Origin of the sequence: Edwardsiella anguillarum ET080813 (assembly GCF_000264765.2) — a bacterium.
Taxonomy (GTDB): Bacteria; Pseudomonadota; Gammaproteobacteria; order Enterobacterales; family Enterobacteriaceae; genus Edwardsiella; species Edwardsiella anguillarum.
In genome coordinates this window covers 3906143-3932448 of the sequence record NZ_CP006664.1, presented here as the reverse complement: position 1 = coordinate 3932448, position 26306 = coordinate 3906143, and the positions used below count along the sequence as shown (strand labels likewise).

Genomic DNA, 26306 nt, shown 5'->3' with positions numbered 1-26306 from the left:
CGCCCGGTGGGCGGCGTTAGGGATACGTAAATCAATGCGTGTAAAACTATCACTGTGATTACTATATTGGAACGCGTCGCGGCGGGAGAGGGCACAAAAAGGGCCGTTGGGCGTCAGGAGATCGCCTAAAAACTGGCCCGCGCGGGGCGGGCCAGAGCCTTCGGCATCAGGCGCTGAAGGGGCGGGCGATCAGGCTGCGGGTATCGAGACGTACCTCGCTCAGGGTCACCGGGATAGTATCGCCCTGGCGGTAGACGACGTTGCCTTTCACCTGAAGGGTGCCGTTCTCCTGGCTGCATACCATCTCGTCGCGCACGGCATGGATAAAGGAGGCCGGAATAAAGGCCACCGCGCCGTTCTCCAGCAGGCGGACGCGCATACCGCCGCGTGAGATATCGATGATCTCGGCGTTGAACGGGGTCGGGGCGTTGACCTTGTCCTTCAGGAAGCGGGCGTACAGCCAGTCGCCGACGTCGCGCTCCGCCATCCGGTTCTGGCGGCGGCGCTCGGCCAGCTGCAGCGTCATCGCTGAGTCCGGCCGCGTCGCCGGCTTACCGGCGATCAGCGCCTTCAGCAGGCGGTGGTTGACCATATCGCCATACTTGCGGATCGGCGAGGTCCAGGTAGCGTAGGCCTCCAGCCCTAGGCCAAAGTGCGGCCCCGGCTCGGTGCTGATTTCGGCAAAGGTCTGGAAGCGGCGGATACGGCTATCCAAGAAGGTGCTCGGCAGCGAGTCGAGATGGCGGCGTAGGGTGCAGAAGCCATCCAGCGTCAGCAGTGCTTCGGCGTTGGCGGCGACGTCGTTGGCGTTCAGTAACGAGACGGCCTGCTCCACCAGCGCCGGATCGAAGCCGGTATGGACGTTGTAGATCCCGAAGCCGAGGCGTTCGCGCAGCACCAGCGCCGCACAGACGTTGGCGGTGATCATGCACTCTTCCACGATACGGTTGGCCACGCGGCGCGGCTCCGCGACGATATCGGTAACGTCGCCGTGATCGTCGAGAACAAAGCGGTAGTCCGGGCGATCGCGGAACACCAGGGCATGCCGTTGACGCCACTGGGTGCGGGCGTTGGCCACGCGGTGCAGCAGTCGGATCTGGGCGGCGATAGCGTCGCTCGGCGGCTGCCAGTCGCCGCAGCCCTCCAGCCAGTCGGAGACCCGATCGTAGACCAGCTTGGCCCTGGACTCGATCCAGCCGCAGAAGAAGCGGATGTCGTCGCGCAGGCCGCCGTCGGCGTCGAGGGTAACCTCGCAGGCCAGCACCGGACGGCGCTGCCCTTCGCGCAGCGAGCACAGGTCGTCAGAGAGATCGCGCGGCAGCATCGGGATGTTAAAGCCCGGGAGATAGGTGGTGAAGGCGCGGTGGCGCGCTTCGGCGTCCAGCGGGCTGTCGGCGCTGACGTAGGCCGTCGGATCGGCGATGGCGATGGTCAGACGCAGGCTGCCGTCGGCGTTCTCGCGCACGTGCAGCGCATCATCCATGTCTTCGGTGCTGGCGCTGTCGATGGTGACAAACGGCAGCGCGCACAGATCTTCGCGCTCCAGCCCCTCTTCCTGCAGGACTCCCGCCTGCCACTGCGGCGCGCTGCGCGCCAGATCGTGGCGGGTCAGGGTCACCCACCAGGGGGCGAAGTGGTCGCCGCCGTCGGTGATGAAGGCGGTGATCTCGGCAAAGAAGCTGCGGTCACCCTTCAGCGGATGGCGGCGCATTTCGGCCAGCACCCAGTCTCCCTGCTTGAAGGCGCGATCCAGACCGCGTGCCGGACGACAGCCGATGGCGTCTTTCAGCAGCGGATGATCCGGGATGATGGACAGGCGTTCATCGTTCTCTTTTTTCTGAATACGCCCGACAAAACGGGTCAGGAACGGCTCCAGCAGCTCTTCCGGCTCGGCGATTTCGCGCTCTTTATCAACCTGAACGGCGGCACGGACGCGGTCGCCGTGCATCACTTTCTTCATTTGCGGCGGCGGAATGAAATAGCTTTTCTGCGCGTCGACCTCTAAAAAGCCAAAGCCTTTGTCGGTTCCCTTGACCACGCCTTCCACGCGGGGAGTCTGCGAGTGAAGTTGCTGTTTTAGCTGGGCAAGCAGCGGGTTGTCCTGAAACATAGTGTGAAATAGTGATTCCGGCTGGTGAGCGATCGTGATGACCAAAAAAAGTGGCTGCCATTGTTACGCAAAGTGGCCCGCCGGGGCAAGCGCGGCAGGCCAGAGAGGCGAATTCAGCTGCGTGGACGCCCACGCTAGCGGAACGGCGGCTCATTGAAGGTGCGCAGCTTGCGGGAGTGCATGCGGTCGCCCTCGGCGCGCAGCAGATCCAGCGCGTAGATCCCGATTTGCAGGTGCTCGGAGATGGCGCCCTGATAGAAGCGGTTGGCCTGGGCGGGCAGCTTGATCTCTCCGTGCAGCGGCTTGTCCGAGACGCACAGCAGGGTGCCATAGGGCACGCGAAAACGGTAGCCCTGGGCGGCGATGGTGGCGCTCTCCATATCGACCGCTACCGCGCGGCTGAGGTTAAAGCGCCGGGCCGAGGCGCTGTAGCGCAGCTCCCAGTTACGGTCGTCGGTGGTTACCACCGTGCCGGTGCGCAGCCGCTGCTTGACCTGTTCGCCGGGCATGCCGCTGATCTGCTTGGTGGCGTCGTACAGCGCCCGCTGCACCTCGGCGATGCTGGGGATCGGGATGTCCGGCGGCAGCACCGCGTCCAGCACATGGTCGTCGCGCAGGTAGGCGTGGGCCAGCACATAGTCGCCGATGGTCTGGCTTTGACGCAGGCCGCCGCAGTGGCCGATCATCAGCCAGGCGTGGGGGCGCAGCACCGCCAGATGGTCGCAGATGGTCTTGGCGTTGGACGGGCCGACGCCGATATTGACCAGGGTGATACCGGTGCCATCGTCGCCGATCAGGTGATAGGCGGGCATCTGATGGTTTTTCCATGCCAGATCGCTGACCAGCTGATCGTCGTCCGCGTTGGCGGCATCGATGTAAATGCCGCCGGCGCCGGAGAGCGCCCGATAGCCGCTGTTGGGGTTGCCTATCTGGCGCCGGGCCCAGCGTACGAACTCATCGACGTAGCGGGTGTAGTTGGTGAACAGAATATAGGGCTGCACGTGCTCGGGCGGGGTGCCGGTGTAGTGGCGCAGGCGGGCCAGAGAGAAGTCGGTGCGCAGGGCGTCAAAGTGGGAGAGTGGGGCATCCTGCCGCCCCAGCAGCGCACCGTCGGCGGTTTCATCGCCGATGCTGGCGAGATCCGGCGTCGGAAAGTGGCGGGCCAGCGCGGCGCTCAGCATGCGGTCAAGCCCCAGCTCGGCGCCGTCGATAACATAGGGGTAGGGGATCTCCTGGTCTGAGGGGTGAACCTCGATGCGGGCGCCATATTCGCGCACCAGCAGGGTCAGTTGCTCCAGCAGATAACCGCGGAACAGCTCCGGCCGGGTGACGGTGGTGACATAGTGGCCGGGATGGTTGAAGCGGCCGTAGGCGCGGGTGCGCTCGCCGGGCTTACCTTCACCGTCCCAGGAGACGTGCAGCGCCGGGTAGACAAAGCACCCGGCGGCGCGCGACGCGGGGTCGGGCACCTCGCCGCGCTCGACAAAGGCGCCGATGGCGTCGCGCAGGGCGCGCACGGCGCCGTCATAGTAAGCGCCCAGGCGATTGATCGCCTGCTCCGGCGTGAGTGGGGTCGCACTGCTGGCTGGACTCATGGCTTCTCCCTGATGGATAACAGTGACGCTGCCGACGCGCGCAGCGATCGGTACTGCAAGCCTAGTCGAGAGCGGCGTCGGGGAAAAGGGGGACACGCGGGACTTTTTCGCCGCGGACAACACATCAGAGCACCCAATTGGGGTACAATGCGCTATCTTATGCCCTGATTTCATCCATAAAACGGATAAGAGACACTATGATTATCAAACCCAAGGTTCGCGGTTTTATCTGCACCACTACCCATCCGGTTGGCTGTGAGGCCAACGTCCGTCGTCAGATCGCCTATACCCAGGCTAAAGGGCCGATTGAGAACGGCCCTAAAAAAGTGCTGGTGATCGGTGCGTCGACCGGTTATGGCCTGGCGTCGCGGATCGCCGCAGCCTTTGGCGCCGGCGCCGCCACCATCGGCGTGTTCTTTGAGAAGCCGGGTACGGAAACCAAGACCGGGAGCGCCGGCTGGTACAACGCCGCCGCGTTTGACAAGGCGGCCAAAGAGGCGGGCCTCTACGCCAAGAGCGTTAACGGCGATGCCTTCTCCAACGAATGCCGCCAGCAGGTGATCGAGCTGATTAAGCAGGATCTGGGGCAGGTGGATCTGGTGGTCTACTCGCTGGCCTCACCGGTGCGCAAGCTGCCGGAGACGGGCGAGGTGGTTCGCTCGGCGCTGAAGCCTATCGGGGAGGTGTATACCACCACCGCCATCGACACCAACAAGGATCAGATCATCTCCGCCAGCGTCGAGCCGGCGACGGAAGAAGAGATCCAGAACACCATCACCGTGATGGGGGGGCAGGACTGGGAACTGTGGATGTCCGCGCTGCGTGACGCCGGGGTCCTGGCCGACGGCGCCAAGTCTGTGGCGTACTCCTACATCGGTACCGATCTGACCTGGCCTATCTACTGGCACGGCACGCTGGGCCGCGCGAAGGAAGATCTGGACCGCGCCGCGGCGGGCATCCGCGGCGATCTCGCCGCCCACGGCGGTACGGCCCACGTCGCCGTGCTGAAGTCGGTGGTGACGCAGGCCTCCAGCGCGATCCCGGTGATGCCGCTGTACATCTCGATGTCCTTCAAGATCATGAAGGAAAAGGGCATCCACGAAGGCTGCATGGAGCAGGTTGACCGTATGATGCGCACGCGCCTGTACGGCAGCGACATGGCGCTGGACGATCACGCCCGCATCCGCATGGATGACTGGGAGCTGCGCGACGACGTACAGCAGACCTGCCGCGATCTGTGGCCGTCTATCACCAGCGAGAACCTCAGCCAGCTGACCGACTACAGCGGCTACAAACAGGAGTTTCTGCGCCTGTTCGGCTTCGGTCTGGACGGGGTAGATTACGACGCCGATGTGAATCCGGACGTGCAGTTCGACGTGGTGACGCTGTAACGTACCACCGACGCCAACGTCACATGCTAAAAAGGCCGCGAATGCGGCCTTTTTTGATCGCCCCGAGCGCTGCCGATCAGCAGGTGACCTCCAGCCCCTGCGCGCTGGCGGCGTCGACGGTGTAGACGATCAGGCTCTGCCTGAGCGCCAGATAGACCTCGTAGTCACGGGTGTTGGCGAACAGGCTAATCAGGATCTGGATACCATCCTTGGTAATACTGTGCATATGAATGAAGGTATCCAGCTGTCCGTTGACCCGCGGATCCTGCGCCACTTTATCGCCGATCAGCCCCAGCAGGGCGTTGACCTGCTGTGCATCAAAGCTTTTGACGATCGCCGCCAGCTCGACCTTGCGGTAGTCGCTGCGCCCGGGATTTTCGATCATGATCGATGAAAAGACCGCGTTGGGAATATACAGCGGCTTCTGGTCGAAGGTGATGATCTTGGTGGTGCGCAGGCTGATCTCGGTCACCACGCCTTCGGTATTCTTCTCCGGCAGCCGGATCCAGTCACCGACGTTGAAGGGCCGATCGAAGTAAAGCATCACGCCGGACAGCAGGTTGCTAAGGATGTTGCGGCTGGCGATGCCGATGGCGACGCCGCCGACGCCGCCAAAGGTCAGCAGCCCGGACATATTCAGCCCCAGCTGCTCGCCGAATAGGGTCGCCAATAGGAACAGGGTGATGATGTTAATGGCGCGGATCACCACCAGGGTCTTCGAGCGGTTGATCCCGTTTTTAACCTGTCGGTCGGCGATGATATTGATGGCCGATGAGATGGCCTTAAACAGGACAAAGATGATCAGGATCGTCTGGCAGAAGGAGATATATTTAATCCACGGCCACAGTCCGACCATGACCAGGTATTTTTTGATCCCTTCGCACAGCAGCAGTACCAGCAGCAGCCACAGCAGGGTCTGCGCCACCTGGAGCAGGGCGGTGCCGCGGTTTCCCCGGCACTTGCGCAGGCCATATACCATCGCGCTGAGCAGCAGCAGTACGGCGGCCAGTATCAGATGCGCATGCAGTTTTTCGACAATCAGAGCCACAAGCAGTTTACCTCAAACAGATTCATGGACGCCCGCGGGTCGCGGCGTTCGTCTCCTTCGCTAAGGGGGGGCCGGGCGACGACGCCCGGCGCGGGTTAAAAGCCGCCGCCGTCGCGGCGCCAGGCGTCGGCGGTCAGGGCCTCGCCAAAGTGGCTGGTGATCAGACGCTTGGTCAAATCATGCAGCGGGGCGGCGAGCACCTCGGCGGTGCTGCCGCGCTCGACGACCTCGCCCGCCTGCATTACCAGAACCTGATCGCTGATGTGCTTCATCATGCCGAGGTGCTGAGTGACGTAGATATAGGCGATGCCGTGCGTTTGCTGCAGCTCCAGCATCAGGTTGATGATCTGTGAGCGCATGGACATGTCCAGAGAGGCCAGGGCCTCATCGGCGACGATGACCTTGGGCTGCAGGATCAGCGCGCGCGCCAGGGCGATGCGCTGCAGCTGGCCGGCGGCCAGCATATGCGGATAGTAGTAGGCGTGATCGTTGCGCAGCCCGACCTGACGCAGCGTCTGATTGATCCGCTCCTCGCGCGCCGGGGCATCCAGATCGGTATTCAGCCGCAGCGGTACGTCCAGGATTTGGCCGATGCGCTGACGCGGGTTGAGCGAGGTGGCGGGATCCTGAAAAATCATTCGGATACACTGGCTGCGGTAGCGGTAATCGCCGTAGCGCAGCGGCTGATCGTCGATGACGATCTCGCCGCCGCTCGGTTCGACCATGCCGGCGATCATCTTGGCCAGGGTCGATTTCCCCGAGCCGTTTTCACCGATGATCGCCAGCGTCTGTCCCTCGCGCAGGGTGAAGCTGAGGGGTTTGACCGCATCGACCCGCTGGCGGCGAAACCAGCCGGTGCGGTAGCGGAAGGTCTTTTCCAGGCCGTGGACCTCCAGCAGCGTTTTCATCACTGGGCCTCCTCCGTGTTGAGCGGGAAATGGCAGGCAAAACGGTGGTTTTTCACGCTGCGCAGGGTCGGGGTCTGAATACACTTTTTCTGGGCGTAGGGGCAACGAGGCCCCAGGCGGCAGCCGATCGGCAGATGCTCCAGCGACGGAATGGCGCCGGGCAGGGTATTCAGGCGGCTCTTGGGCGGCAGCGCCCGGCCAAAGTCGGGCATCGCGCGGATCAACGCCTGGGTATAGGGATGGTGCGGCGCGCTGAGGATCTCTTCACAGCTGGCGCTCTCCACCGTCTGCCCGCAGTACATGACGTTAATGCGGTCGGCCCACTTACTCATCGTCTGCAGATCGTGGCTGATCAGCAGAATAGTGGTGTTGTTGTTCTGGTTCATGCGCGCCAGCAGGCGGAAGATCTGCGCCTGGGTGGTCGGCTCCATGGCGTTGGTCGGTTCATCGGCGATCAGCAGACGCGGCTGGTTGGCCAGCGCGATGGCGATCATCACCTTCTGGCATTCGCCCTCCGTCAGCTCGTAGGGTAGGCTGCGCATGGCGTCACGGTGATCTTTGATGCCGACGCGGTGCAGCAGCTCAATGGCGCGGCGGTGGCGCCAGCGAAAGCGCTGCCACCAACGGCCTTTATAGGTCCAGCCGGGGATCGCCTGGATCAGCTGGCGGCCAATGCGCTCGGAGGGGTCGAGACAGGACTGCGGCTCCTGGAAGATCATTGAGACGTTATGGCCGACCAGGCGGCGTCGCTGACGTGGCGACAGGCGCAGCAGGTCGATGTCGTCGAAGCGCATTCGGTCGGCGGTCACCCGCCAGTTCTCCTTGGTTACCCCGCAGATGGCTTTGGCGATCAGGCTCTTGCCGGAGCCGGACTCACCGACCAAGCCGCGGATTTCACCTTCGCTGAGGGTCAGGCTGACGCGGTCGACGGCCTTGACCGGGCCCTCGGGGGTCATGAACTCAATGGTCAGGTTGCGGATATCGAGTAGCGGCATTATTTTACCCCGGCGTTGACGGCGCGACGCAACCCGTCGCCCAGCAGGTTGACCAACAGCACACTGATCATAATGGCGCCGCCCGGCAGCATGACGCTCCAGGGGGCCACGTACAGCAGCTCCAGCGAGTCCCCCAGCATGGCGCCCCACTCCGGCGACGGCAGCTGGGCGCCGAGATCGAGAAAGCCGAGCGCGGCAATATCGATGATCGCCATGGAGAGCGCGCGGGTGAATTCAGAAACCAGCACCCCGGCGATATTGGGCATCACGGCGTCCCACAGAATAAACCAGGTCGAGGCGCCGTCCAGGCGCGCCGCGACCACGTACTCCTTCTCCAGCTCCTCATGCACCGCGCTGTAGACCGCGCGCACGATGCGCGGCAGCAGCGCCAGCCATACCGCCAGCATGGCGTGCTCCAGGCGCGGCCCGATAAAGGCCACCACGATGATCGCCAGCAGCAGCGAGGGAATCGCCAGCAGGGTATCGAGAATATGGTTAAGGATCGCCGATCGCAGTCCGTGCGTGACGCCGGCCAGCACCCCGATCAGCACGCCGCACAGGCTGGCGGCGATGGTGACGGTCAGCGCGGCGCCAAAGGTTGGCGCCGCGCCGCACAGCAGGCGGCTGAGCAGATCACGTCCCAGATCGTCGGTGCCGAGGAAGAAGGAGACGTTGCCATAGCGCGACCAGGAGGGGGGCAGCAGCTGGTAGCCGAGAAACTGCTGATCCAGCCCATAGGGCGCCAACAGGCTGCCAAACAGACACAGCAGCAGCAGCGCGGCGACGCCATACAGGCCGATCATGGCCAGCGAGTCGGCGTGAAAGTGATACCAGGTCTGCCGCAGCGGACTGGGGACCTTTTTCTCGCGGTAGACGTTATCGAAGTGCATACCACTCCTTATGTTTCAGCGGACTGGTGACGGCGCCGATGATATCGCACAGAACGTTGACCACCAGAACCAGCGTGCCGATCACCATGACGCCGGCCGAGATGGCGGCGAAGTCCTGCTGGCGGATGGCGTTGATCAGCCAGCGCCCCAGCCCCGGCCAGCTGAACACCACCTCGGTGATCATCGCCAGGGTCAGCATGGTGGAAAACTGGAGGCCCAACTGGGGAATGATCGGCGGCAGGGCGTTGTGCAGCACGTGGCGGCGAATGATGGTCAGCCGCGATAGGCCGCGGGTTGCCGCTGCTTTGATGTAGTTCTGGCCGACCACGCCGTCGGTGCTGAGGCGCATTAGGCGGATGACTTCGGTCATCGGTACCAGCGCCAGCACGCTGACCGGCAGTACCAGGTGGCGCAGCACGCTGAGCAGCATCTGCCGGCGGTAGGGGGAGTCGGAGAGCCAGGCATCCACCAGGGCAAAGCCGCTGATGTTGGGCACCGGGTAGAGCAGGTCGTAGCGCCCGGAGACCGGCAGCCAGCCCAGGTGCAGGGCAAAAAACAGCATCAGCAGCAGCGCCAGCCAGAATACCGGCATGGAGTAGCCGAGCAGCGCCAGGGTGCTGATGGCGCCGTCCGGCCAGCGTCCGCGCATCATCCCGGCGGCAATGCCCATGGGGATGCCGCAGAACAGCGCCAGCAGGAATCCCAGGATACACAGCTCCAGGGTGGCGGGGACCACCTCACGCAGTTGTCCGACGATGGTCTGCCCGTTGATGCTGGAGACGCCGAAGTCGCCCTGCAACAGGCTGTGCAGGTAAAAGCGATAGGCGTCGGTGAGCGACGCACCGGAAAGCGGAGCATGGGGCGTGAAGTAGAGCAGGCTGAAGCTGACGAGGGTCAGGAAAAACAGCGTGACCAGCAGCAGCAGCAGGCGCCGCAGGGTAAAAATAATCATGGTTTCTCCTTGTCCTGCGGCGTGGGCGTGGGTGCCGGGGGCGGCGGGGGCATATCGCGATAGACCCCGGCGAACGAGGCGTTGCCGAACGGGCTGAGCACTAGCCCTTTGATGTCATGGCGATAGGCCTGCAGGCGCAGCGAGGAGGCCAGCGGCAGGATCGGCAGCTGCTGCTCCAGGATTTTTTGCGCCGCCTGATAGTCGTCAATTCGCTGGGAGAGCTGCTGGGACTGCAGCGCCTGGTGCAGGAGGGTATCGAACGCCGGATCGCACCAGTGGGCCAGGTTGGTCTGGGACTGAATGGCGGCGCAACTGAGCAGCGGCCGGAAGAAGCTGTCCGGATCGTTGCTGTCGGTCGCCCAGCCGGAGAGGGTCATATCATGGCTCATGTCGTTCAGACGGGCCTCCTGAAAGCGCCCCTCCACCGGCACAATGGTGACCTTGATGCCGACCTGGGCCATGTCAGCCTGGATCAGCTCGGCGGTTTTCAGCGGACTGGGGTTATAGGCCTGGGAGGCGGTCGGCACCCACAGCTGCAGGCGCAGGTTGCTGATCCCGGCGGCCTTAAGCATGGCGCGGGCCTTCTCCGGGTTGTAGTCGGTAACGCGCGCGTCGTTGTCGTAGGCCCAGGAGGCGCGCGGCAGCAGGGAGGCCGCCGTCTCCGCCGTACCATAGTAGATGGACTGCATCAGGCGCTGGTTATTGATCGAATAGGCGATGGCGCGGCGGACGTCGACGTTGTCCAGCGGCGGCTTGCGGGTGTTAAACGCCAGATAGGCGACGTTCATCCCCGGGCGCAGGGTGAGGCGCAGGCGCGGATCGTCGCGCAGGATACCCAGTTGGCTGGCCGCGGGATAGGCCAGCACATCGCACTCGCCGGTCAGCAGCTTGGAGATCCGCCCGGTGCCGCCGGCGCCCAGGTCGATGACCACCTGCGCCATGCGCGGCGTCCCTTTCCAGTAGCGGGGGTTACGCGCCAGACGGATAAACTGCCCGGCGCGATACTCCTCCAGCATAAAGGGGCCGGTGCCGACTGGCAGCCGGTCTATCTGCGCCTGGTGGCCGCGCTTGGCCAGCGCCTCGGCGTACTGGGCCGAGAGCACCGGCGCATAGTGGGTCGCCAGGTGCCAGAGGAAAGAGGCGTCGGGCTGCTTCAGGCGAATCTCGATGCTGTTATCGTCCAGCCTGCGGATGCTCTGCACCGCATTGCTGAACTGCAGACTGTCGAAGTAGGGATAGTGACCGCCGTTGACGTCGTGATAGGGGTGCTTGGGATCGAACATGCGCTCGAAGCTGAACAGTACATCGTCGGCGTTCATGTTGCGGGTCGGGGTGAACCAGGCGGTTTTCTGGAACGGGACATCGCGGCGCAGATGCAGAATATAGGTCGCGCCGCCGTCGAGCACCTCCCAGCTTTGAGCCAGCTCGGGGATCAGGCGATAGGTATAGGGATCGACATCCAGCAGCCGGTCGTAGAGCTGGGCCGCCAGGGTATCCACCGTCACGCCGCTGCTGGCCATCTGCGGATTGAACGTATTGACGATCCCGTTGACGCAATAGATAAATCCGCTCTGGCGGATATCCGGCACAGCGGGGGCAGGCTGCGGCGCCGGTTTCTCGGCCGCCGTGACCGCTGCCGACAGGAGCAGCAGCGGAATAAACAGTGTTTTCAGAGCGCGCATAGGGGCTTCAACAGGTTGTTGGCTGTGCTGCCGGGCGGCACAGGTAGGGACGCCCGGCACGCTGCCGGCGTCGGAACCATAACACGACGGAGCAGCGGCAGTTCATTGAACGATAGCCTAGTGTAACGTACATTGCCGGCCGGCCCAATCGCTGGCGCCGCCGATGCGGATTATTTGCTCTGTGATTAAACAATTGGCGCCGTGCGACGCCGGTTGGGCGCGGTTTTTATCGTCGGAGGCAAAAAAACTTTGCAAACGATATTGATAAACATTATCATTCAAATCGCACCTCAATGGTCTGTTTAACAGGCGCCTGCGAGGAGCACGACATTGCTCACATTGCTTACAGTTTCATTTTAATGCCAGCGCGGGTGCTGGCTTTTTTTTATCCCGTCGTCGGCCTCATTCGCGCGGTGCCATTGCCGCGGTATCGTCGGCCGTCTGCGGTGGTATCGCCGCGATCCCCTGCTTTTTCATAATGCCGCGCAGCTGATGGTAGGTGATGCCGAGCAGGTCGGCGGCGCGCCGCTGGTTATAGTGCGCCTGACGCAGCGCGTGTCGCAGCAGGCGGCACTCCTGCTCGCCCTGCCAGGCGCGCAGATCCAGCGGCAGCGTCGGCAGCGCGGCAACCCTCTCATCGTCCGCGGCGACGTCGGGGGGGGGAAGGGATTAAGCACGATGTTCTCCAGCGCGCCCTCGCCGTCGCCGTGGCGAAACACAGAGCGCTCCACCACGTTTTTCAGCTCGCGGATGTTGCCGGGCCAGCGGTAGTCGAGCAGCGTACGCTGCGCGCGGGCGCTGAAGCCACCGAACAGCGCTCGCCCCAGCTCTCGGCACATCTGCATGGCGAAGTGCTCCGCCAGCGGCAGGATGTCAGCCCGGCGCCGGCGCAGCGGCGGCAGGGCGATGACCTCAAACGCCAGACGATCCAGCAGATCGGCGCGAAACTGCCCCGCGGCGGCCAGCGCCGGCAGATCGGCGTTGGTGGCACAGACCAGGCGTACGTCCACCTGCAGCGACTGGCTGCCGCCGACGCGCTCCAGATGGCCATACTCGATGACTCGCAGCAGCTTTTCCTGGATCAGCATCGGCGCGGTGGCCAGCTCATCGAGAAACAGGGTGCCGCCGTCGGCGCGCTCAAAGCGCCCTAGATGACGACGCTGGGCGCCGGTGAAGGCGCCGGCCTCATGGCCGAACAGTTCGGAGTCCAGCAGGGTCTCGCTGAGCGCGGCGCAGTTCAGGGAGATAAACGGTCCCTGCCAGCGCGGCGAAAGATAGTGCAGACGCTGGGCGATCAGCTCCTTACCGGTGCCGCGTTCGCCGAGGATCAGCAGCGGCTTGTTCAATTGAGCCAGGCGTGAGGTCTGCTCCAGCACCTCCAGAAACGCGTTGTCTTCGCCCAGCAGGGTATCGCGATCGGCCATCTCTCACCTTAATGTGGTTATTTTCACTATCTTTTAGTAAAACTCATCACTTCCTTTTCTGCAATCCTCCGAAGGGAATATAATTAACATTTTGAATTGTAATGATTATTCGCCACGGCGTAGACTTGGCATGGCTCTTGTATATATCAACGTACACCGTGGCGGCCGCGGGTATAGCACGGCGGCCGCAATACTGACTGAGCTGAGGATAACATCATGGGTATTTTTTCGCGTTTTGCCGATATCGTAAATGCCAATATCAACACGCTGCTGGATAAGGCCGAAGATCCGCAGAAGCTGGTGCGCCTGATGATCCAGGAGATGGAGGATACGCTGGTCGAGGTACGTTCCACCTCCGCCCGCGCGCTGGCGGAGAAGAAACAGCTGCTGCGCCGCATCGAACAGGCATCATTACAGTGTCACGAATGGCAGGAGAAAGCAGAGCTGGCCCTGCGTAAAGAGAAAGAGGATCTGGCGCGGGCGGCGCTGATCGAAAAACAGCGCGTCGCCGACCTGTTGCTGACGCTGCGGCATGAGGTGGAGAGCATTGATGAGACCCTTGAGCGAATGAAGCGTGAAATCAGCGAGCTGGAGAGTAAACTGAGTGAAACCCGCGCCCGCCAGCAGGCGCTGGCGCTGCGCCAGCAGGCCGCTGCCTCCTCGCGCGATGTTCGCCGTCAGCTGGACAGCGGCAAGCTGGATGAGGCGATGGCGCGCTTCGAGCAGTTTGAGCGCCGCATCGATCAGATGGAGGCCGAGGCCGAGAGCGTGGGGCTGGGCAAAAAGAAGAGCCTGGATCAGGAGTTTGCTGAATTAAAGGCCGATGATGAAATCAGTCGTCAGCTGAGTGAAATGAAGGCCCGTCTGCAGCGCGGCGAATAGGCGCGCCGCGGTTCGGCGCACTGACCCATCCATCCAAGGAGCATCTATGGGCTATCTGTTTCTCGCCATTCCATTGACTCTGTTCGTGCTGTTTGTCCTGCCTATCTGGCTGTGGCTGCACTACGGCAACCGCCAGCGCAGCGACAGCGTGCTGCAGGCGCAGGAGCAGCAGCGCCTGACTCAGCTGAGCGAGGAGGCGCAGCGGATGCGCCAGCGTATCGGCGCCCTGGAGGCGATTCTGGATGCGGAGCATCCCAGCTGGAGGGACGCCTGATGAGCCCGTCGTTGTCTCCGCGTCGTTTGTACCGCCTGCCTCAGCGCGGGGTGTTCAAGGGGGTCTGCGCCGGGATCGCCGACTACTTTGATGTTCCGGTTGCTCTGGTGCGGGCGATGGCGGTCGTGTCGATCTTCTGCGGCCTGTTTGTCATTACGCTGGCGGCGTACCTGATCCTGGCCTTTACGCTGCCGGTGGCACAGGGCGAACGGCCGCCCGAGGCGCCGGGCGTGCGGGCGCAGCTGGCGCGCACCGCCGGGGAGCTGGAGGCGTGCGAACAGCGGCTGCGTCGTCTGGAGCGCTATGTGACCTCGCCGGCGTTTAGCCTGAACCGGCGCTTCCGTCAGCTATAGCCCTATCAGCGCCGCCGGATACCCGAGGAGAGGCATATGACCTTCTTTCGTCAGGCGCGCCGCGCCGGACCGCTGTGCGCCGCACTGCTGCGTCACGCCGCACCGCTGCTGCTGTGCGCCGCCCCGGCGGGCATCGCCGGCGGCGTCACCCGCTATGTCGCCTGGCGCCCGCTGCGTCTGATCCTGCGCTGGACGCTGGCGTCCGCGCTGCGCCGCAGCGTACGCTATGTGACGGCGCACCATTTTCAGCAGGGTGTCCGGCGCGATGCGTCAGCCGGACAACGGCAAGGAGAGATATGAAGAAGAGGCTACAGCACGATATCAACGCGTTGGTTAATCGCGGCCTGGATCGCCATCTGTGTCTGGCGGTCACCGGCCTGAGCCGCAGCGGCAAGACGGCGTTCATTACGTCGCTGGTCAATCAGCTGCTGCATCTCCACAGCGGCGCGCGCCTGCCGCTGTTTTCCGCGGCGCGCGAGGAGCGGATCCTGGGGGTAAAACGGGTGCCGCAGCGTGAGCTGGGGGTGGCCCGTTTCACCTATGACGAAGGGATGGCCCAGCTGTACGGCGAGCCGCCCGACTGGCCCACGCCGACCCGCGGCGTCAGCGAAATCCGTCTGGCGCTGCGCTATCGCAGTCGGGAGTCGCTGCTGCGCCACTTCAAAGAGACCTCGACGCTGTACCTGGAGATCGTGGACTACCCCGGCGAATGGCTGCTGGATCTGCCGATGCTCGATCAGCGCTATCTGGCGTGGTCGCGCCAGATGAATGGTCTGCTGCAGGGTGAGCGGCGGACGCTGGCCGAGCCGTTTCTGCGCCTGTGCGCCGCCTGCGATCCGCTGGCGGCGGCGGACGAGCGCCAGCTGGCGGCCATCGCGCAGGCCTATACCGACTATCTGCTGCAGTGCAAACAGCGCGGCCTGCATTTTATTCAGCCGGGCCGCTTTGTGCTGCCGGGGGATATGGCCGGCGCGCCTGCGCTGCAGTTTTTCCCCTGGCCGGGGCTGGATGAGGCGGGTGAGGCCCGCCTGGCCAGCGCCGATCGGCACAGCAATATTGGCATGCTGCGCCAGCGCTACGACTATTACTGCCGCGAAGTGGTGAAGGGGTTTTACCGTCGGCACTTCGCACGCTTCGACCGCCAGATTGTCCTGGTGGACTGCCTGCAGCCCCTCAACAGCGGGCCGCAGACGTTTAATGATATGCGGCTGGCCCTCAGCCAGCTGATGCAGAGCTTTAACTACGGTAAGCGCACGCTGTACCGCCGCCTGTTCTCGCCCTGTATCGATCGGCTGATGTTTGCCGCCAGCAAGGCCGACCATGTGACCGCCGATCAGCACGCCAACCTGGTCTCGCTGCTGCAGCAGCTGGTGCAGGATGCCTGGCAAAACGCCGCCTTTGAGGGGATCAGCATGGACTGCGCCGGCATCGCGGCGATCCAGGCGACTCAGAGCGGCGTGGTGGATCACCAGGGGCAGACGATCCCGGCCCTGCGCGGGGAGCGCTTGAGCGATGGCGCGGCGCTGACGGTGTATCCGGGCGAGGTGCCGGCGCGTCTGCCGCAGGCCGCATTCTGGCAGCAGCAGGGGTTTCATTTTGAACAGTTCCGGCCGCAGCGCACGGCGGTGGATACGCCGCTGCCGCATATCCGTATGGACAGCGTGATGGAATTTTTGCTGGGAGATAAATTACGGTGAACGATCCGATTAAACCGCGCATCGATTTCGATGCGTCGCTGAGCGCGGAGCCGACGCCGTCGCTGCAGCCGGGCATGGCATTCGACGCGCATCAGGCCGAGGCATTTACGCCATCGGCGCCGCCAGAGACCGAGGCGGAGCAGGATGAGGGGCGGTTGGAAGGGATGGTCAGCATGGCCCTGCGTCCGCGTCGCAGCCTGTGGCGGCGTATCGCGGCGGGCGGGGTGGCGCTGTTCGGCCTCAGCGTGCTGGCGCAGGGGGCGGCTTGGCTGCATCAGGCCTGGGTCAGCCAGGACTGGATCGCGCTGGGCGGCTGCGTGGCCGGAGGAATGATCGTCCTGGCCGGCGTCGGTGCCCTGGCCACCGAATGGCGCCATCTCTACCGCCTGCGCCAGCGCGCCGAAGAGCGCGAGCTGGCCGCGGACCTGCTGCACAGCCACGCCGTCGGCGGCGGGCGGGCATTCTGCGAGCGCCTGCTGCGCCAGGCCGGGCTGGATGGCAGCCACCCGGCGGTGCAGCGCTGGCAGGCGGCGCTGCACGAGACCCACAGCGACCGCGAGGTGGTCTCCCTGTACGCCACGCTGGTACAGCCGGTGCTGGACAGCCAGGCGCGGCGGGAGATCAGCCGCTACGCCGCCGAGTCGACCCTGATGATCGCCGTCAGTCCACTGGCGCTGGTGGATATGGCCTTTATCGCCTGGCGCAATCTGCGCCTGATCAATCGCATCGCCGCGCTGTACGGCATTGAGCTGGGCTATTACAGCCGCCTGCGCCTGTTCCGCCTGGTGCTGCTGAACATCGCCTTTGCCGGTGCGTCGGAGCTGGTGCGGGAGGTGGGCATGGACTGGGTCTCCCAGGATCTGGCGGCCCGGCTGTCGGCGCGGGCGGCGCAGGGGATCGGCGCGGGGCTGCTGACCGCGCGGCTGGGGATCAAGGCGATGGAGCTGTGCCGTCCGCTGCCGTGGATCGGCGACGATCGCCCGCGTCTGGGTGATTTTCGCCGAGAGCTGATAGCCCAGCTGCGGCGGACGCTACCTGCGGCAAAGGCAGAGCGCAGAACCTAGCCCGCCGCGGGGCTGTGCCCCGGCGGGCTCCGGCTGACCCTCGTCAGCATAGCCGGGTTATCGCGCAATGGGCAGCGTATCGTCTGCCCCCCATTCGCTCCAGGCGCCGTCGTACAGCGCCGTCTCCTCAATGCCCAGCGCCGCCAGCGCCAGCAGCAGCACCGCGGCGGTGACGCCGGAGCCACAGCTGGCGATAATCGGGCGCTGCAGGTCAATACCGGCCTGCCTGAACAGCGTCCGCAACTCTTCCGGCGTCTTGAGGGCGCCGTCCCGCACGACGCTGTCCCACGGCAGGTTATGGCTGCCGGGAATGTGGCCGCTGCGCAGGCCGAGGCGTGGCTCCGGCGCCGCGCCGCGGAAGCGGGCGGCGGCCCGGGCATCGATGAGTTGTGTATGGCTATCCCCCAGCGCGTCCAACACCTGCGCGGCGCTGCGCAGGCGGCGGGTATCCAACTGAGCAGGGAAGTGACCCTGCGGGGTGATGGCCTGCGCCGCCGGCCGCAGAGGAAGTCCCAGACGTTGCCAGGCAGCCAGCCCACCGGCGAGCAGCGAGACACGCTGCGCGCCGAAGGCCCGCAGCATCCACCAGGCGCGCGGAGCGCTGAACAGCGTACCGTCATCGTAGATCACCAGATGGCGCCGGCTGTCGACGCCCAGCGCCCGCATGGCGGCGCCAAAATCGGCGGCGGACGGCAGCATGTGGGGCAGCGGACTGGCGTGGTCGGACAGGGCATCGATATCAAAGCGCAGGGCGCCGGGGAGGCGCTCCGGCTCGACGGGATCGGTGCGCGGCCCCGGGGGGGCCAGACGGGCGTCGAGCAGCTGAATATCCTGATCCGCCAGGTGGGCGGCCAGCCACTGCGGGGTGACAAACAGAGAGGATGACATGGTAGCTCCGGATGCGTGGCAAAGGGGATCCGATTGTATACCGCAACCTTGGCGCAGGGTATGGCCATGCGCATGGATGCATGACCTATGCCAGCCTTCCGCGATCTTCGGCTAAAATGTATGATAAATGTGTGGTAAGATACTGTACGCGTTGGCTTACGCCCATGGCAGCCCGACGTCTGCGGCGTCCACACCCGCGATGGGGCGCTCGACGTAGGTCAACGGCGCTCATCAACCGATGAAAATCGGGGAAGATGACTGGCATATAACAGAAAAATCTGTCAACTTTGGGTGACAGGTAATAGCTTCAGCCGCTGTGCTGGTGGTTTGGGCAAACAACGGCTGTTTTTCGCGTACACACGCAGCATAAGCAGAGTAAGGTCAAAACTAATGCGTCTGGAAGTTTTTTGTGAAGATCGTATCGGTCTAACGCGTGAACTGCTGGATCTTCTCGCCGCCCGAAATATTGATCTGCGCGGTATTGAGATTGATACCATCGGGCGAATTTATCTGAACTTCAATGAGCTGGATTTTGAGGTGTTCCGTCAGCTGATGGCGGAGATCCGCCGCATCAGCGGGGTAACCGACGTCCGGACCGTGCCGTTTATGCCCTCCGAGCGTGAGCACCGGGCCATGTGGGCGCTGCTGGAGTCGCTGCCGGAGCCGGTCTTCTCCATCGACATGAAGGGCAAGGTCGAGCTGGCCAACCAGGCGGCGCTCTCCCTGTTTGCCACCAGCGAGGAGAAAATCTGCCACCAGACCGCGGCGACGCTGATCGGCGGCTACAACTTTATGCGCTGGCTGGAGGACGATGACGTCGCGCCGCACAGCGAGAAGGTGGTGATCCGTGGTCAGGATTACCTGATGGATATCATGCCCATCTATTTGGATGACAGCAAACAGACGCACCGCACCCCGGTTGGCGCGGTGGTGGTGCTGAAGTCGGCGGTGCGCATGGGGCGCCAGCTGCAGAATCTGGCGGTTAACGACAACAGCGAGTTCGACCATATCATCGGCGTCAGCTCCAAGATGCGTCAGTTGCTGGAGCAGGCGCGTAAGCTGGCGATGCTGGATGCGCCGCTGCTGCTGGTCGGCGAGACCGGCACCGGCAAGGATGTGCTGGCTCGCGCCTGCCATCTGCGCAGCCCGCGCGGCAAAAAGCCGTTCCTGGCTCTGAACTGCGCTGCGCTGCCCGACGAAGTGGCGGAGAGTGAACTGTTCGGCCATGCGCCGGGAGCCTATCCCAACGCGCTGGAAGGCAAGAAGGGCTTCTTTGAGCAGGCCAACGGCGGCACCGTACTGCTGGATGAGATCGGCGAGATGTCGCCGCGCATGCAGGCCAAGTTGCTGCGCTTCCTCAATGATGGCACCTTCCGCCGCGTCGGCGAGGAGCACGAGGTGCGCGTCGACGTGAGGGTGATCTGCGCGACCCAGAAGAACCTGATCGATCTGGTGCAGCGGGGGCTGTTCCGCGAGGATCTCTACTATCGCCTCAACGTATTAACCCTCAACCTGCCGCCGCTGCGCGAACGCACGCAGGATATCATGCCGCTGACGGAGCTGTTTGTCGCGCGCTTTGCCGACGAGCAGGGGATGCCGCGGCCTAAGCTGGCGCCGGAGCTGAGCGCGTTTCTCAGCCAGTATGGCTGGCCGGGCAACGTTCGTCAGCTGAAGAACGCCGTGTACCGTGCCCTGACGCAGCTACAGGGCTACGAGCTGCGCCCGCAGGACATTGTGCTGCCGGAGTTTGAGGCTGAGATGGCGCTGGGCGACGAGGTGCTGGACGGTTCGTTGGATGAGATTTGCAAGCGCTTTGAACGCTCGGTGCTGACCCGCCTGTACCGTAACTACCCGAGCACCCGTAAGCTGGCCAAACGGCTGGGCGTTTCCCATACCGCCATCGCCAACAAGCTGCGCGAATACGGGCTAAGCAGCCGCCGTCACCAAGAGGCCGATCCTCACCAGGGGGAGTAAAGGGCGTTCGACGCCGTAGCGCGGCCCGCACTACGGCGTCTGTCCAGGCGTTACCTCAGCGCGGCCAGGGCGGCCTCGTAGTCCGGCTCGTCGGCGATCTCCGCTACCAGCTGGCTGTAAATCACCCGATTCTCACCATCCAAAATCACCACCGCGCGGGCCGTCAGCCCGGCCAGCGGTCCCTCTGCGATCGCCACGCCATACGCCTGCTTGAACTCGCCGCCGCGCAGGGTGGACAGGGTAATCACGTTATTCAGCCCTTCGGCGCCGCAGAAGCGCGCCTGGGCGAAAGGTAGGTCGGCGGAGATGCACAGCACGACGGCGTTGGCGGCCTCGGCGGCCAGCTGGTTGAAGCGCCGCACCGAGGTGGCGCAGACACCGGTGTCAATGCTGGGGAAAATATTGAGAATTTTACGCTGCTGACCAAAGCTTGCCAGGCTCAGATCCGCCAGATCTTTCGAGACCAGGGAAAACGGCTGCGCCGCTTCGCCGGGGCGTGGAAAGTGACCGCTGAGCGTGACCGGTGTGCCACGGAATAAAACAGTCTGCGTCATAAATGCTCCCTCTTGTTTACGTATTGTTAACAATGGGTCAGTGTATGCCAATTACTGCGCGGTGAACAGATGATTTATGTTAAAAATTTGTTTCATTGTGTAGAGGTTCCGCCCGGCAATAATTAAAAGTGGTGATGAATGTGCGCTTCAGGCAGAGTAGGGGCATGGTGCCGACCGGGCGCCCTACGGGTAGAGTGACCAACACAGGATAGTGAACGATGCAGCTTTTTTGTCTGGCCGCCGCGGTGGCCATTGGGGTCGTAGTCGGAAGTCAGGGCGTCCTAGCGGCGCAGGTGCCGCCGGGCACAGTTCTGGCCGAGACGCAGACCGTGGTACGCCATCTGAAGGATGAGCCGGTGTCGCTGGATCCCGTCGCCGCCGTCGGCTTGACGGAGGCACAGGTACTGCGCGATCTGTTTGAGGGGTTGGTGAACCAGGGGCCGGACGGCAGCGTCCAACCCGGCGTGGCTGTCGCCTGGCACAGTAAGGATCAGCAGCGCTATGTCTTTCAGCTGCGCGATACGGCGCGCTGGTCCAACGGCGATGCCGTGACAGCCTATGACTTTGTCTATGCCTGGCGGCGACTGGTCGATCCGCAGACCCATTCCCCCTTTGCCTGGTTTGCCGAGACGGCGGGGATCGCCAACGCCGCGGAGATCGTCAGCGGTCAGCTGCCCCCCGATCGGCTGGGCGTGGCGGCTCCGGACGCCCGTACGCTGGTGGTGCAGCTGAACCGTCCGCTGCCCTATTTTCCACAGCTGTGCGCCCATTTCAGTCTATTCCCGCAGCCGCAGAAGGTGGTCGAGCGCTACGGTCAGGCGTGGACACGCCCGGGCAACCTGGTGGGCAACGGCGCTTTCCAGCTGGCGCAGCGGGTGGTCAACGAGCATATCGTGCTGACGCCGAACCCCTATTACTGGGATCACGCCCAGACCCAGCTGACGAGGGTGACCTTTGTTCCGATAAACCAGGAGAGCGCGGCGACCAAACGCTATCTGGCCGGGGATCTGGATATCACCGAATCTTTCCCGAAAAACCTGTATCAGACGCTGAAAAAGCGCATCCCCGGCGAGGTATTCACTCCGGTTCAGCTGGGCACCTACTACTATGCGTTCAATACCCGCCGGGCCCCGCTGAACGATGCACGGGTGCGGCGTGCGCTCTCCTATGCCATCGATCGCGAGATCATCGCCGGCAAGGTGGTAGGCAGCGGGGAGAAGCCCGCCTACCGGTTGACACCGGATGTGACCGACGGCGTGGTGCCGCAGCCGCTGCCGATGCAGCGGATGAGCCAGGCGGAGCGTAACCGTCAGGCGCGGGCCTGGCTGCGCGAGGCGGGCTACGGGCCATCGCGGCCGCTCCGGCTGACGCTGCTGTATAACACGGCGGAGAATCACCAGAAAATTGCCATCGCCGTGGCATCGATGTGGAAGAAGAACCTGGGGGTGCAGGTCAAGCTGACTAACCAGGAGTGGAAAACCTACGTCGATAGTCGTAACAGCGGCCAGTTCGACGTGGTGCGGGCGTCGTGGATTGCCGACTACAACGAGGCCTCTAGCTTTCTGGGGCTGCTGGGGAGTCGCCACAGCGGCAATCTAAGCGGCTTTAGCCAGCCGGGATACGATGCGCTGCTGCAGCAGGCCGCGCGGGAGGGGAACGGGCAGAAGCGCAGCGCCATCTACCAGCAGGCAGAGCGCATGCTAGCGGAGGCGGCGCCGATCGCCCCGCTGTACCAATACACCAATGCCCGGCTGATTAAGCCTTGGGTAAAGGGATATCCCATCAATAACCCGGAGGATGTCGCCTACAGCCAGCAGCTGTATATCGTACAGCACTAGCCGTTATTGCGAGGTGGCGATATTTTCCGCGCCGGGCCATGGCGCTAAAATAAGCGTGCCATGGCCATTCTATTATGCTTATTTAAGTAAAAAGCATATTTAACCTATTTTCCCTGACTATCCCGCGTAAATAGGCGCTCAGAATAAAGAAAAAAATAACGTTTTATTTCATTCCGCGTCTGTAATAGCGATAAAAACAGGCATCATCTCCCCTCAGGCGCCTCATTTCATCTCAGAAGGTCAAAACTGACGTTTTTGGCTGTGCGCGCGCCGGTAACAGATCCTCCGCCGCATTCTCTCCCGTGGTTCCCCACGCGCGGAGGCCGCCGGGGATTTCTCCGGCTATATTTTAGTAATCATTTGAAAACAAGTGTAAATTGCAGAATTATTTAGAGCAATGCTGGCAGAATAAATTGCCATTACGTAAGTAAATATTAATATTTATGTAGAGCGCCTGCGGCTATCGCCTCAGGCCGGTATCCGGCGCGGCGGCGTCGGTGGACACAGAACAGATCGGGAACCCAGCATGAAACGTGCACTGACTGCAGTAAGCCTTGTGCTGTCGCTATGGATGGCGGCAGGGAGCGGCGCCCACGCGGCGGACTATCCATTACCGGCGACGGACAGCCGCCTCATCGGCGAAAACTTCATCCACACCGTTCCTCGCGATGGCAAACCGCTGGAAGCGACCGCTGCACGCTTTCAGATAGGGCTGCTGGGGATGCTGGAGGCCAATCCCGGGGTGGATCCCTTCCTGCCCCGGCCGGGCAGCGAGCTGATCATCCCGGCCCAGATGCTGTTGCCGGACGCGCCGCGCGAGGGGATCGTGATCAATCTTGCCGAGCTGCGCCTGTTTTACTATCCGCCGGGAGAGAATCGGGTGGAGGTGTATCCGATCGGCATCGGTCAGCTGGGGCGCAATACGCCGGAGATGGTGACCCGGGTCTCTCAGCATATCAAGGATCCGACCTGGACGCCGACCGCCAATATCCGCCGCAACTATCAGGCACAGGGGATCACTCTGCCGGCGGTAATGCCCGCCGGGCCGGATAACCCGATGGGGCGCTTTGCGCTGCGCCTGGCCGCCCAGGGCGGGGTCTATCTGATCCACGGCACCAACGCCGACTTTGGCATCGGTATGCGGGTCAGCTCCGGCTGTATCCGCCTGCGCCCGGATGATATCGAAGCGCTGTTTCGCAGCGTACCAGGCGGTACCCGAGTACAGATCGTCAATCAGCCGGTGAAGACGTCGGTGGAGCCGGACGGTAAACGCTACGTGGAGGTGCACCAGCCGCTGTCGCGCTCCGAGCGTGACGATCCGCAGACGATGCCGATCGCGCTGAACGGCCGGCTGTCCGCCTTCGCCGCCAGTCCGCTGACGGATCGCGCGGCGTTTGAGGGGGCGATGGCGCGCCGCTCCGGGATGCCGGTGCTGGTGAGCCATGCCGTGCCGGTCAACGACGGGGCTGCGGTGACCACGCAGGCAGCGGCTAGCGCGCCGGCTCCGGTGACTACGCCGGCATCTACTAGTACTAGCGCGCCGGCGCCGATCGACGCTGCGCTCCCCGAGGCGGTATTAAACGGCCGCTAAGGGGGCTAGGGGCGCGTGGTGTATCCTAAGGGGAGGGCAGCCTCCCTTTTTTCGGCGTGTCGCTGCGTGGCGCAGAGCGCCCTGTGGCGTGCGGGGACTGGATACGTTGAACGCTGGCGCTGAAGGGAGCGATAGAAATAAAAAAGGCGCACCGAGGTGCGCCTTTTTCGCTCAGCTCAAGAAATCTTATTTCTTGTAAGCGTGAGCCATGTTGTCCAGACGCTGGTTAGCGCGAGCTGCGTCGTCTTTAGCAGCCTGAACGTCAGCGCGCATTGCGTTCACGTCAGAAGACAGCTGGTCAACTTTGGTGTTCAGAGTCTGAACGTCAGAGGACAGCTGGTCGATTTTAGCGTTGGAAGAGCAGCCAGCCAGCAGAGTAGAACCCAGGATAACAGCGCCCAGTACCAGTTTAGTACGATTCATTATAAAACCCTCTAGATTGAGTTAATCTCCATGTAGCGTTACAAGTATTACACAAACCATTTTCTAAAGAGAATAAATTTTTCATGCTAAAGCGTTTTATTTTGATCGTTCGCTCAAAGAACCACCTTGTTTTGCGGGAAGGTTAAAAAAGAGAGACAAAACAGGTCGCTTCTATTGGAATCCTCTTATTTCACTATTCAGTTAATTCTATTAATAATATCAATTCAAGAGATAAAAATGTTGTACCAGGATAAAAAAAGCGCCGCAGAGCGGCGCTTGAATTTAATTATTTTTGTGCTATCAGAGCACGTGTACTGACGCGGTGTTGGTGGTGCCACTCGGTACCAGCGCGCCGGAAACCATGACCACGACGTCGCCTTTCTGAGCCAGGCCGCTTTCCAGGGCGGCATCTTTACCGATGCGGTAGAAATCGTCGGTAGAGGCGATCTCTTTGACCATCATCGGGATGACGCCTTTGCTCAGGATCAGCTGGCGGGCGGTGACCGGGTTGGTGGTCAGGGCCAGGATCATCGCATCCGGGAAGTATTTACGGATGGCCTTGGCGGATTTGCCACCGGCGGTGGCAACGACGATCAGCGGGGCATCCAGCTTCTCGGCGGTCTCTACCGCGCCGCGGCATACCGCTTCGGTGATGCGCAGCTTGCGTGAGTCGTGCAGGGTATCGATACGGCTCTGCATGACGCGATCGGTACGCTCACAGATGGTCGCCATGATGCCGACGGCCTCCAGCGGGTACTTACCCTTGGCGCTTTCGCCGGACAGCATGACGGCGTCGGTGCCGTCGAGGATGGCGTTGGCAACGTCACCGGCTTCCGCACGGGTCGGACGCGGGTTTTTGATCATGGAGTCCAGCATCTGGGTCGCGGTGATGACCACTTTGCGGGCGCGGTTGCATTTTTCGATCATCATCTTCTGCGCGAAGATAACCTCTTCTACCGGGATTTCCACGCCCAGATCGCCACGGGCAACCATGATGCCGTCGGAGGCTTCCAGGATTTCGTCGAAGTTGTTCAGGCCTTCCTGGTTTTCGATCTTGGAGATGATCTGGATCTGCTCACCGCCGTGGGCCTTCAGGTGCTCACGGATTTCCAGCACGTCGGCGCGCTTACGGATGAAAGAAGCGGCGACGAAGTCAACGCCCTGTTCGCAGCCAAAGATCAGGTCGCGCTTGTCTTTTTCGGCCAGCGCCGGCAGCTGGATGGAAACGCCCGGCAGGTTAACGCCTTTGTTCTCGCCCAGGTCGCCGTTGTTCAGAACCTTGCACACCACGGTGCTTTCGGTGACATCGGTCACTTCCATGCCGATCAGGCCATCGTCCACCAGCACGGTGTTGCCGATGCGCAGGTCGGCGGCGAAGCCCGGGTAGGTGACGGCGACGCGGTCGCTGTTGCCGATGACGCTCTGGTCGGTGGTGAAGGTGAAGGTCTGGCCGGCGGTCAGGGAGACGTCATTGCCGCCTTCCAGCTTCATGGTGCGGATTTCCGGGCCCTTGGTGTCCAGCAGGATAGCGGCTTTCTGGCCGGTCTTCTCCATGACAGCGCGCAGGTTTTTGATGCGCTGGCCGTGTTCTTCATAGTCACCGTGGGAGAAGTTCAGACGCATTACGTTCATGCCTGCGTTCAGCAGTTTACCCAGCATCTCTTCGGATTCGGTCTTCGGACCGATGGTGCATACGATTTTGGTCTTTTTCATGACATTCATTTCTGCAAGTTGTGATGGATTGGAAAAAGCTTACTCCCACCGCCAGTGGCT

At 62.8% G+C, this 26306-nt stretch carries 22 protein-coding genes and 1 pseudogene; 10 read left to right on the top strand and 13 right to left on the bottom strand.

All coding sequences use genetic code 11. From position 1 onward, the window contains the following. Positions 1 to 166 precede the first annotated feature (166 nt). Both ETEE_RS17630 and ETEE_RS17625 read right to left on the bottom strand, forming a co-directional pair. Positions 167 to 2110: an exoribonuclease II gene (locus ETEE_RS17630; protein ID WP_034163318.1), complete on the bottom strand. Its 1944-nt coding sequence runs from the start codon at positions 2108 to 2110 to the stop codon at positions 167 to 169. Positions 2111 to 2244: 134 nt separating this feature from the next. Then, on the bottom strand, positions 2245 to 3705 hold the full coding sequence (locus tag ETEE_RS17625) for an AMP nucleosidase (RefSeq protein WP_034163319.1): 1461 nt from the start codon (positions 3703 to 3705) through the stop codon (positions 2245 to 2247). A gap of 197 nt (positions 3706 to 3902) precedes the next feature. Here ETEE_RS17625 and fabV point away from each other — a divergent pair, with 197 nt between their 5' ends. Continuing rightward, entirely contained in the window at positions 3903 to 5096 is a 1194-nt protein-coding gene (gene fabV / locus ETEE_RS17620) for an enoyl-ACP reductase FabV (protein ID WP_034163320.1), read from the top strand. 76 nt (positions 5097 to 5172) lie between these two features. Here the strand turns inward: fabV and ETEE_RS17615 are convergent, their stop codons facing one another. The 7 genes and pseudogenes from ETEE_RS17615 to pspF all read right to left on the bottom strand — a co-directional run bounded on the left by ETEE_RS17615 (position 5173) and on the right by pspF (position 12995). Next, positions 5173 to 6144 carry a mechanosensitive ion channel family protein gene (locus ETEE_RS17615; RefSeq protein WP_034163321.1) on the bottom strand — a complete coding sequence of 324 codons (972 nt, stop codon included), beginning with the start codon at positions 6142 to 6144 and terminating at the stop codon, positions 5173 to 5175. Between the two features lie 95 nt (positions 6145 to 6239). Next, positions 6240 to 7055 (bottom strand): putrescine export ABC transporter ATP-binding protein SapF, encoded by an 816-nt coding sequence (gene sapF / locus ETEE_RS17610; RefSeq protein WP_095666567.1) that lies wholly within the window; start codon positions 7053 to 7055, stop codon positions 6240 to 6242. Further along, positions 7052 to 8047: a putrescine export ABC transporter ATP-binding protein SapD gene (gene sapD, locus ETEE_RS17605; RefSeq protein ID WP_034163323.1), complete on the bottom strand. Its 996-nt coding sequence runs from the start codon at positions 8045 to 8047 to the stop codon at positions 7052 to 7054. Before sapD ends, sapF begins: the two co-directional genes overlap by 4 nt. Beyond that, positions 8047 to 8937, bottom strand: a complete 891-nt coding sequence (sapC, locus tag ETEE_RS17600) for a putrescine export ABC transporter permease SapC (protein ID WP_034163324.1) — start codon at positions 8935 to 8937, stop codon at positions 8047 to 8049. Before sapC ends, sapD begins: the two co-directional genes overlap by 1 nt. Beyond that, positions 8924 to 9889, bottom strand: coding sequence for a putrescine export ABC transporter permease SapB (sapB, locus tag ETEE_RS17595; RefSeq protein WP_034163325.1), 966 nt, complete (start codon positions 9887 to 9889; stop codon positions 8924 to 8926). Before sapB ends, sapC begins: the two co-directional genes overlap by 14 nt. Then, positions 9886 to 11571, bottom strand: a complete 1686-nt coding sequence (gene sapA, locus ETEE_RS17590) for an ABC transporter substrate-binding protein SapA (protein WP_034163326.1) — start codon at positions 11569 to 11571, stop codon at positions 9886 to 9888. The genes sapB and sapA overlap by 4 nt, the downstream gene beginning before the upstream one ends. Positions 11572 to 11973: 402 nt before the next feature. Then, positions 11974 to 12995, bottom strand: a pseudogene (gene pspF, locus ETEE_RS17585) (phage shock protein operon transcriptional activator). Between the two features lie 216 nt (positions 12996 to 13211). On the opposite strand from pspF, the gene pspA reads away from it, so the two are divergent. The 6 genes from pspA to ETEE_RS17555 are packed head-to-tail and all read left to right on the top strand — an operon-like array spanning position 13212 to position 17265. Then, positions 13212 to 13877: a phage shock protein PspA gene (pspA, locus tag ETEE_RS17580; protein ID WP_034163328.1), complete on the top strand. Its 666-nt coding sequence runs from the start codon at positions 13212 to 13214 to the stop codon at positions 13875 to 13877. 46 nt (positions 13878 to 13923) lie between these two features. Next, complete coding sequence (pspB, locus tag ETEE_RS17575) at positions 13924 to 14151, top strand: envelope stress response membrane protein PspB (protein ID WP_012848702.1); 228 nt, start codon at positions 13924 to 13926, stop codon at positions 14149 to 14151. Beyond that, positions 14151 to 14504: an envelope stress response membrane protein PspC gene (gene pspC, locus ETEE_RS17570; protein WP_015871156.1), complete on the top strand. Its 354-nt coding sequence runs from the start codon at positions 14151 to 14153 to the stop codon at positions 14502 to 14504. Before pspB ends, pspC begins: the two co-directional genes overlap by 1 nt. 36 nt (positions 14505 to 14540) lie before the next feature. Continuing rightward, complete coding sequence (locus ETEE_RS17565) at positions 14541 to 14804, top strand: hypothetical protein (protein ID WP_034163329.1); 264 nt, start codon at positions 14541 to 14543, stop codon at positions 14802 to 14804. Further along, positions 14801 to 16201, top strand: coding sequence for a YcjX family GTP-binding protein (locus ETEE_RS17560; RefSeq protein ID WP_034163330.1), 1401 nt, complete (start codon positions 14801 to 14803; stop codon positions 16199 to 16201). The genes ETEE_RS17565 and ETEE_RS17560 overlap by 4 nt, the downstream gene beginning before the upstream one ends. Next, complete coding sequence (locus tag ETEE_RS17555; protein ID WP_034163331.1) at positions 16198 to 17265, top strand: TIGR01620 family protein; 1068 nt, start codon at positions 16198 to 16200, stop codon at positions 17263 to 17265. The genes ETEE_RS17560 and ETEE_RS17555 overlap by 4 nt, the downstream gene beginning before the upstream one ends. Before the next feature lie 57 nt (positions 17266 to 17322). Here the strand turns inward: ETEE_RS17555 and sseA are convergent, their stop codons facing one another. Beyond that, positions 17323 to 18153 (bottom strand): 3-mercaptopyruvate sulfurtransferase, encoded by an 831-nt coding sequence (gene sseA / locus ETEE_RS17550; protein ID WP_034163332.1) that lies wholly within the window; start codon positions 18151 to 18153, stop codon positions 17323 to 17325. A gap of 390 nt (positions 18154 to 18543) precedes the next feature. Between sseA and tyrR the strand changes: the two genes are divergently transcribed. Then, complete coding sequence (tyrR, locus tag ETEE_RS17545) at positions 18544 to 20127, top strand: transcriptional regulator TyrR (protein ID WP_034163333.1); 1584 nt, start codon at positions 18544 to 18546, stop codon at positions 20125 to 20127. Between the two features lie 50 nt (positions 20128 to 20177). On the opposite strand, the gene tpx is transcribed toward tyrR, so the two are convergent. Next, positions 20178 to 20681: a thiol peroxidase gene (gene tpx, locus ETEE_RS17540; RefSeq protein WP_034163334.1), complete on the bottom strand. Its 504-nt coding sequence runs from the start codon at positions 20679 to 20681 to the stop codon at positions 20178 to 20180. Positions 20682 to 20899: 218 nt separating this feature from the next. Between tpx and ETEE_RS17535 the strand changes: the two genes are divergently transcribed. Together ETEE_RS17535 and ETEE_RS17530 are read left to right on the top strand one after the other, a co-directional pair. Beyond that, a complete protein-coding gene (locus tag ETEE_RS17535) occupies positions 20900 to 22519 on the top strand; it encodes a peptide ABC transporter substrate-binding protein (protein WP_034163335.1) in 1620 nt (539 codons plus the stop codon). A gap of 526 nt (positions 22520 to 23045) precedes the next feature. Further along, positions 23046 to 24110: a L,D-transpeptidase family protein gene (locus ETEE_RS17530; RefSeq protein ID WP_034163336.1), complete on the top strand. Its 1065-nt coding sequence runs from the start codon at positions 23046 to 23048 to the stop codon at positions 24108 to 24110. A 186-nt stretch (positions 24111 to 24296) separates the two neighbouring features. Here ETEE_RS17530 and ETEE_RS17525 read toward each other — a convergent pair whose 3' ends face one another. Further along, entirely contained in the window at positions 24297 to 24533 is a 237-nt protein-coding gene (locus ETEE_RS17525) for a major outer membrane lipoprotein (RefSeq protein ID WP_005285548.1), read from the bottom strand. Positions 24534 to 24833: 300 nt separating this feature from the next. Further along, positions 24834 to 26246 (bottom strand): pyruvate kinase PykF, encoded by a 1413-nt coding sequence (gene pykF / locus ETEE_RS17520; protein ID WP_034163337.1) that lies wholly within the window; start codon positions 26244 to 26246, stop codon positions 24834 to 24836. Positions 26247 to 26306: the final 60 nt, after the last annotated feature.

What these genes read in the sequence shown, in the direction of transcription:
- ETEE_RS17630 (WP_034163318.1), bottom strand. Translation starts at nt 2,110, where the DNA reads ATGTTTCAGGACAACCCGCTGCTTGCCCAGCTAAAACAGCAACTTCAC.
- ETEE_RS17625 (WP_034163319.1), bottom strand. Translation starts at nt 3,705, where the DNA reads ATGAGTCCAGCCAGCAGTGCGACCCCACTCACGCCGGAGCAGGCGATC.
- fabV (WP_034163320.1), top strand. Translation starts at nt 3,903, where the DNA reads ATGATTATCAAACCCAAGGTTCGCGGTTTTATCTGCACCACTACCCAT.
- sapD (WP_034163323.1), bottom strand. Translation starts at nt 8,047, where the DNA reads ATGCCGCTACTCGATATCCGCAACCTGACCATTGAGTTCATGACCCCC.
- sapC (WP_034163324.1), bottom strand. Translation starts at nt 8,937, where the DNA reads ATGCACTTCGATAACGTCTACCGCGAGAAAAAGGTCCCCAGTCCGCTG.
- sapB (WP_034163325.1), bottom strand. Translation starts at nt 9,889, where the DNA reads ATGATTATTTTTACCCTGCGGCGCCTGCTGCTGCTGCTGGTCACGCTG.
- sapA (WP_034163326.1), bottom strand. Translation starts at nt 11,571, where the DNA reads ATGCGCGCTCTGAAAACACTGTTTATTCCGCTGCTGCTCCTGTCGGCA.
- pspA (WP_034163328.1), top strand. Translation starts at nt 13,212, where the DNA reads ATGGGTATTTTTTCGCGTTTTGCCGATATCGTAAATGCCAATATCAAC.
- pspB (WP_012848702.1), top strand. Translation starts at nt 13,924, where the DNA reads ATGGGCTATCTGTTTCTCGCCATTCCATTGACTCTGTTCGTGCTGTTT.
- pspC (WP_015871156.1), top strand. Translation starts at nt 14,151, where the DNA reads ATGAGCCCGTCGTTGTCTCCGCGTCGTTTGTACCGCCTGCCTCAGCGC.
- ETEE_RS17565 (WP_034163329.1), top strand. Translation starts at nt 14,541, where the DNA reads ATGACCTTCTTTCGTCAGGCGCGCCGCGCCGGACCGCTGTGCGCCGCA.
- ETEE_RS17560 (WP_034163330.1), top strand. Translation starts at nt 14,801, where the DNA reads ATGAAGAAGAGGCTACAGCACGATATCAACGCGTTGGTTAATCGCGGC.
- sseA (WP_034163332.1), bottom strand. Translation starts at nt 18,153, where the DNA reads ATGTCATCCTCTCTGTTTGTCACCCCGCAGTGGCTGGCCGCCCACCTG.
- tyrR (WP_034163333.1), top strand. Translation starts at nt 18,544, where the DNA reads ATGCGTCTGGAAGTTTTTTGTGAAGATCGTATCGGTCTAACGCGTGAA.
- tpx (WP_034163334.1), bottom strand. Translation starts at nt 20,681, where the DNA reads ATGACGCAGACTGTTTTATTCCGTGGCACACCGGTCACGCTCAGCGGT.
- ETEE_RS17535 (WP_034163335.1), top strand. Translation starts at nt 20,900, where the DNA reads ATGCAGCTTTTTTGTCTGGCCGCCGCGGTGGCCATTGGGGTCGTAGTC.
- ETEE_RS17530 (WP_034163336.1), top strand. Translation starts at nt 23,046, where the DNA reads ATGAAACGTGCACTGACTGCAGTAAGCCTTGTGCTGTCGCTATGGATG.
- ETEE_RS17525 (WP_005285548.1), bottom strand. Translation starts at nt 24,533, where the DNA reads ATGAATCGTACTAAACTGGTACTGGGCGCTGTTATCCTGGGTTCTACT.
- pykF (WP_034163337.1), bottom strand. Translation starts at nt 26,246, where the DNA reads ATGAAAAAGACCAAAATCGTATGCACCATCGGTCCGAAGACCGAATCC.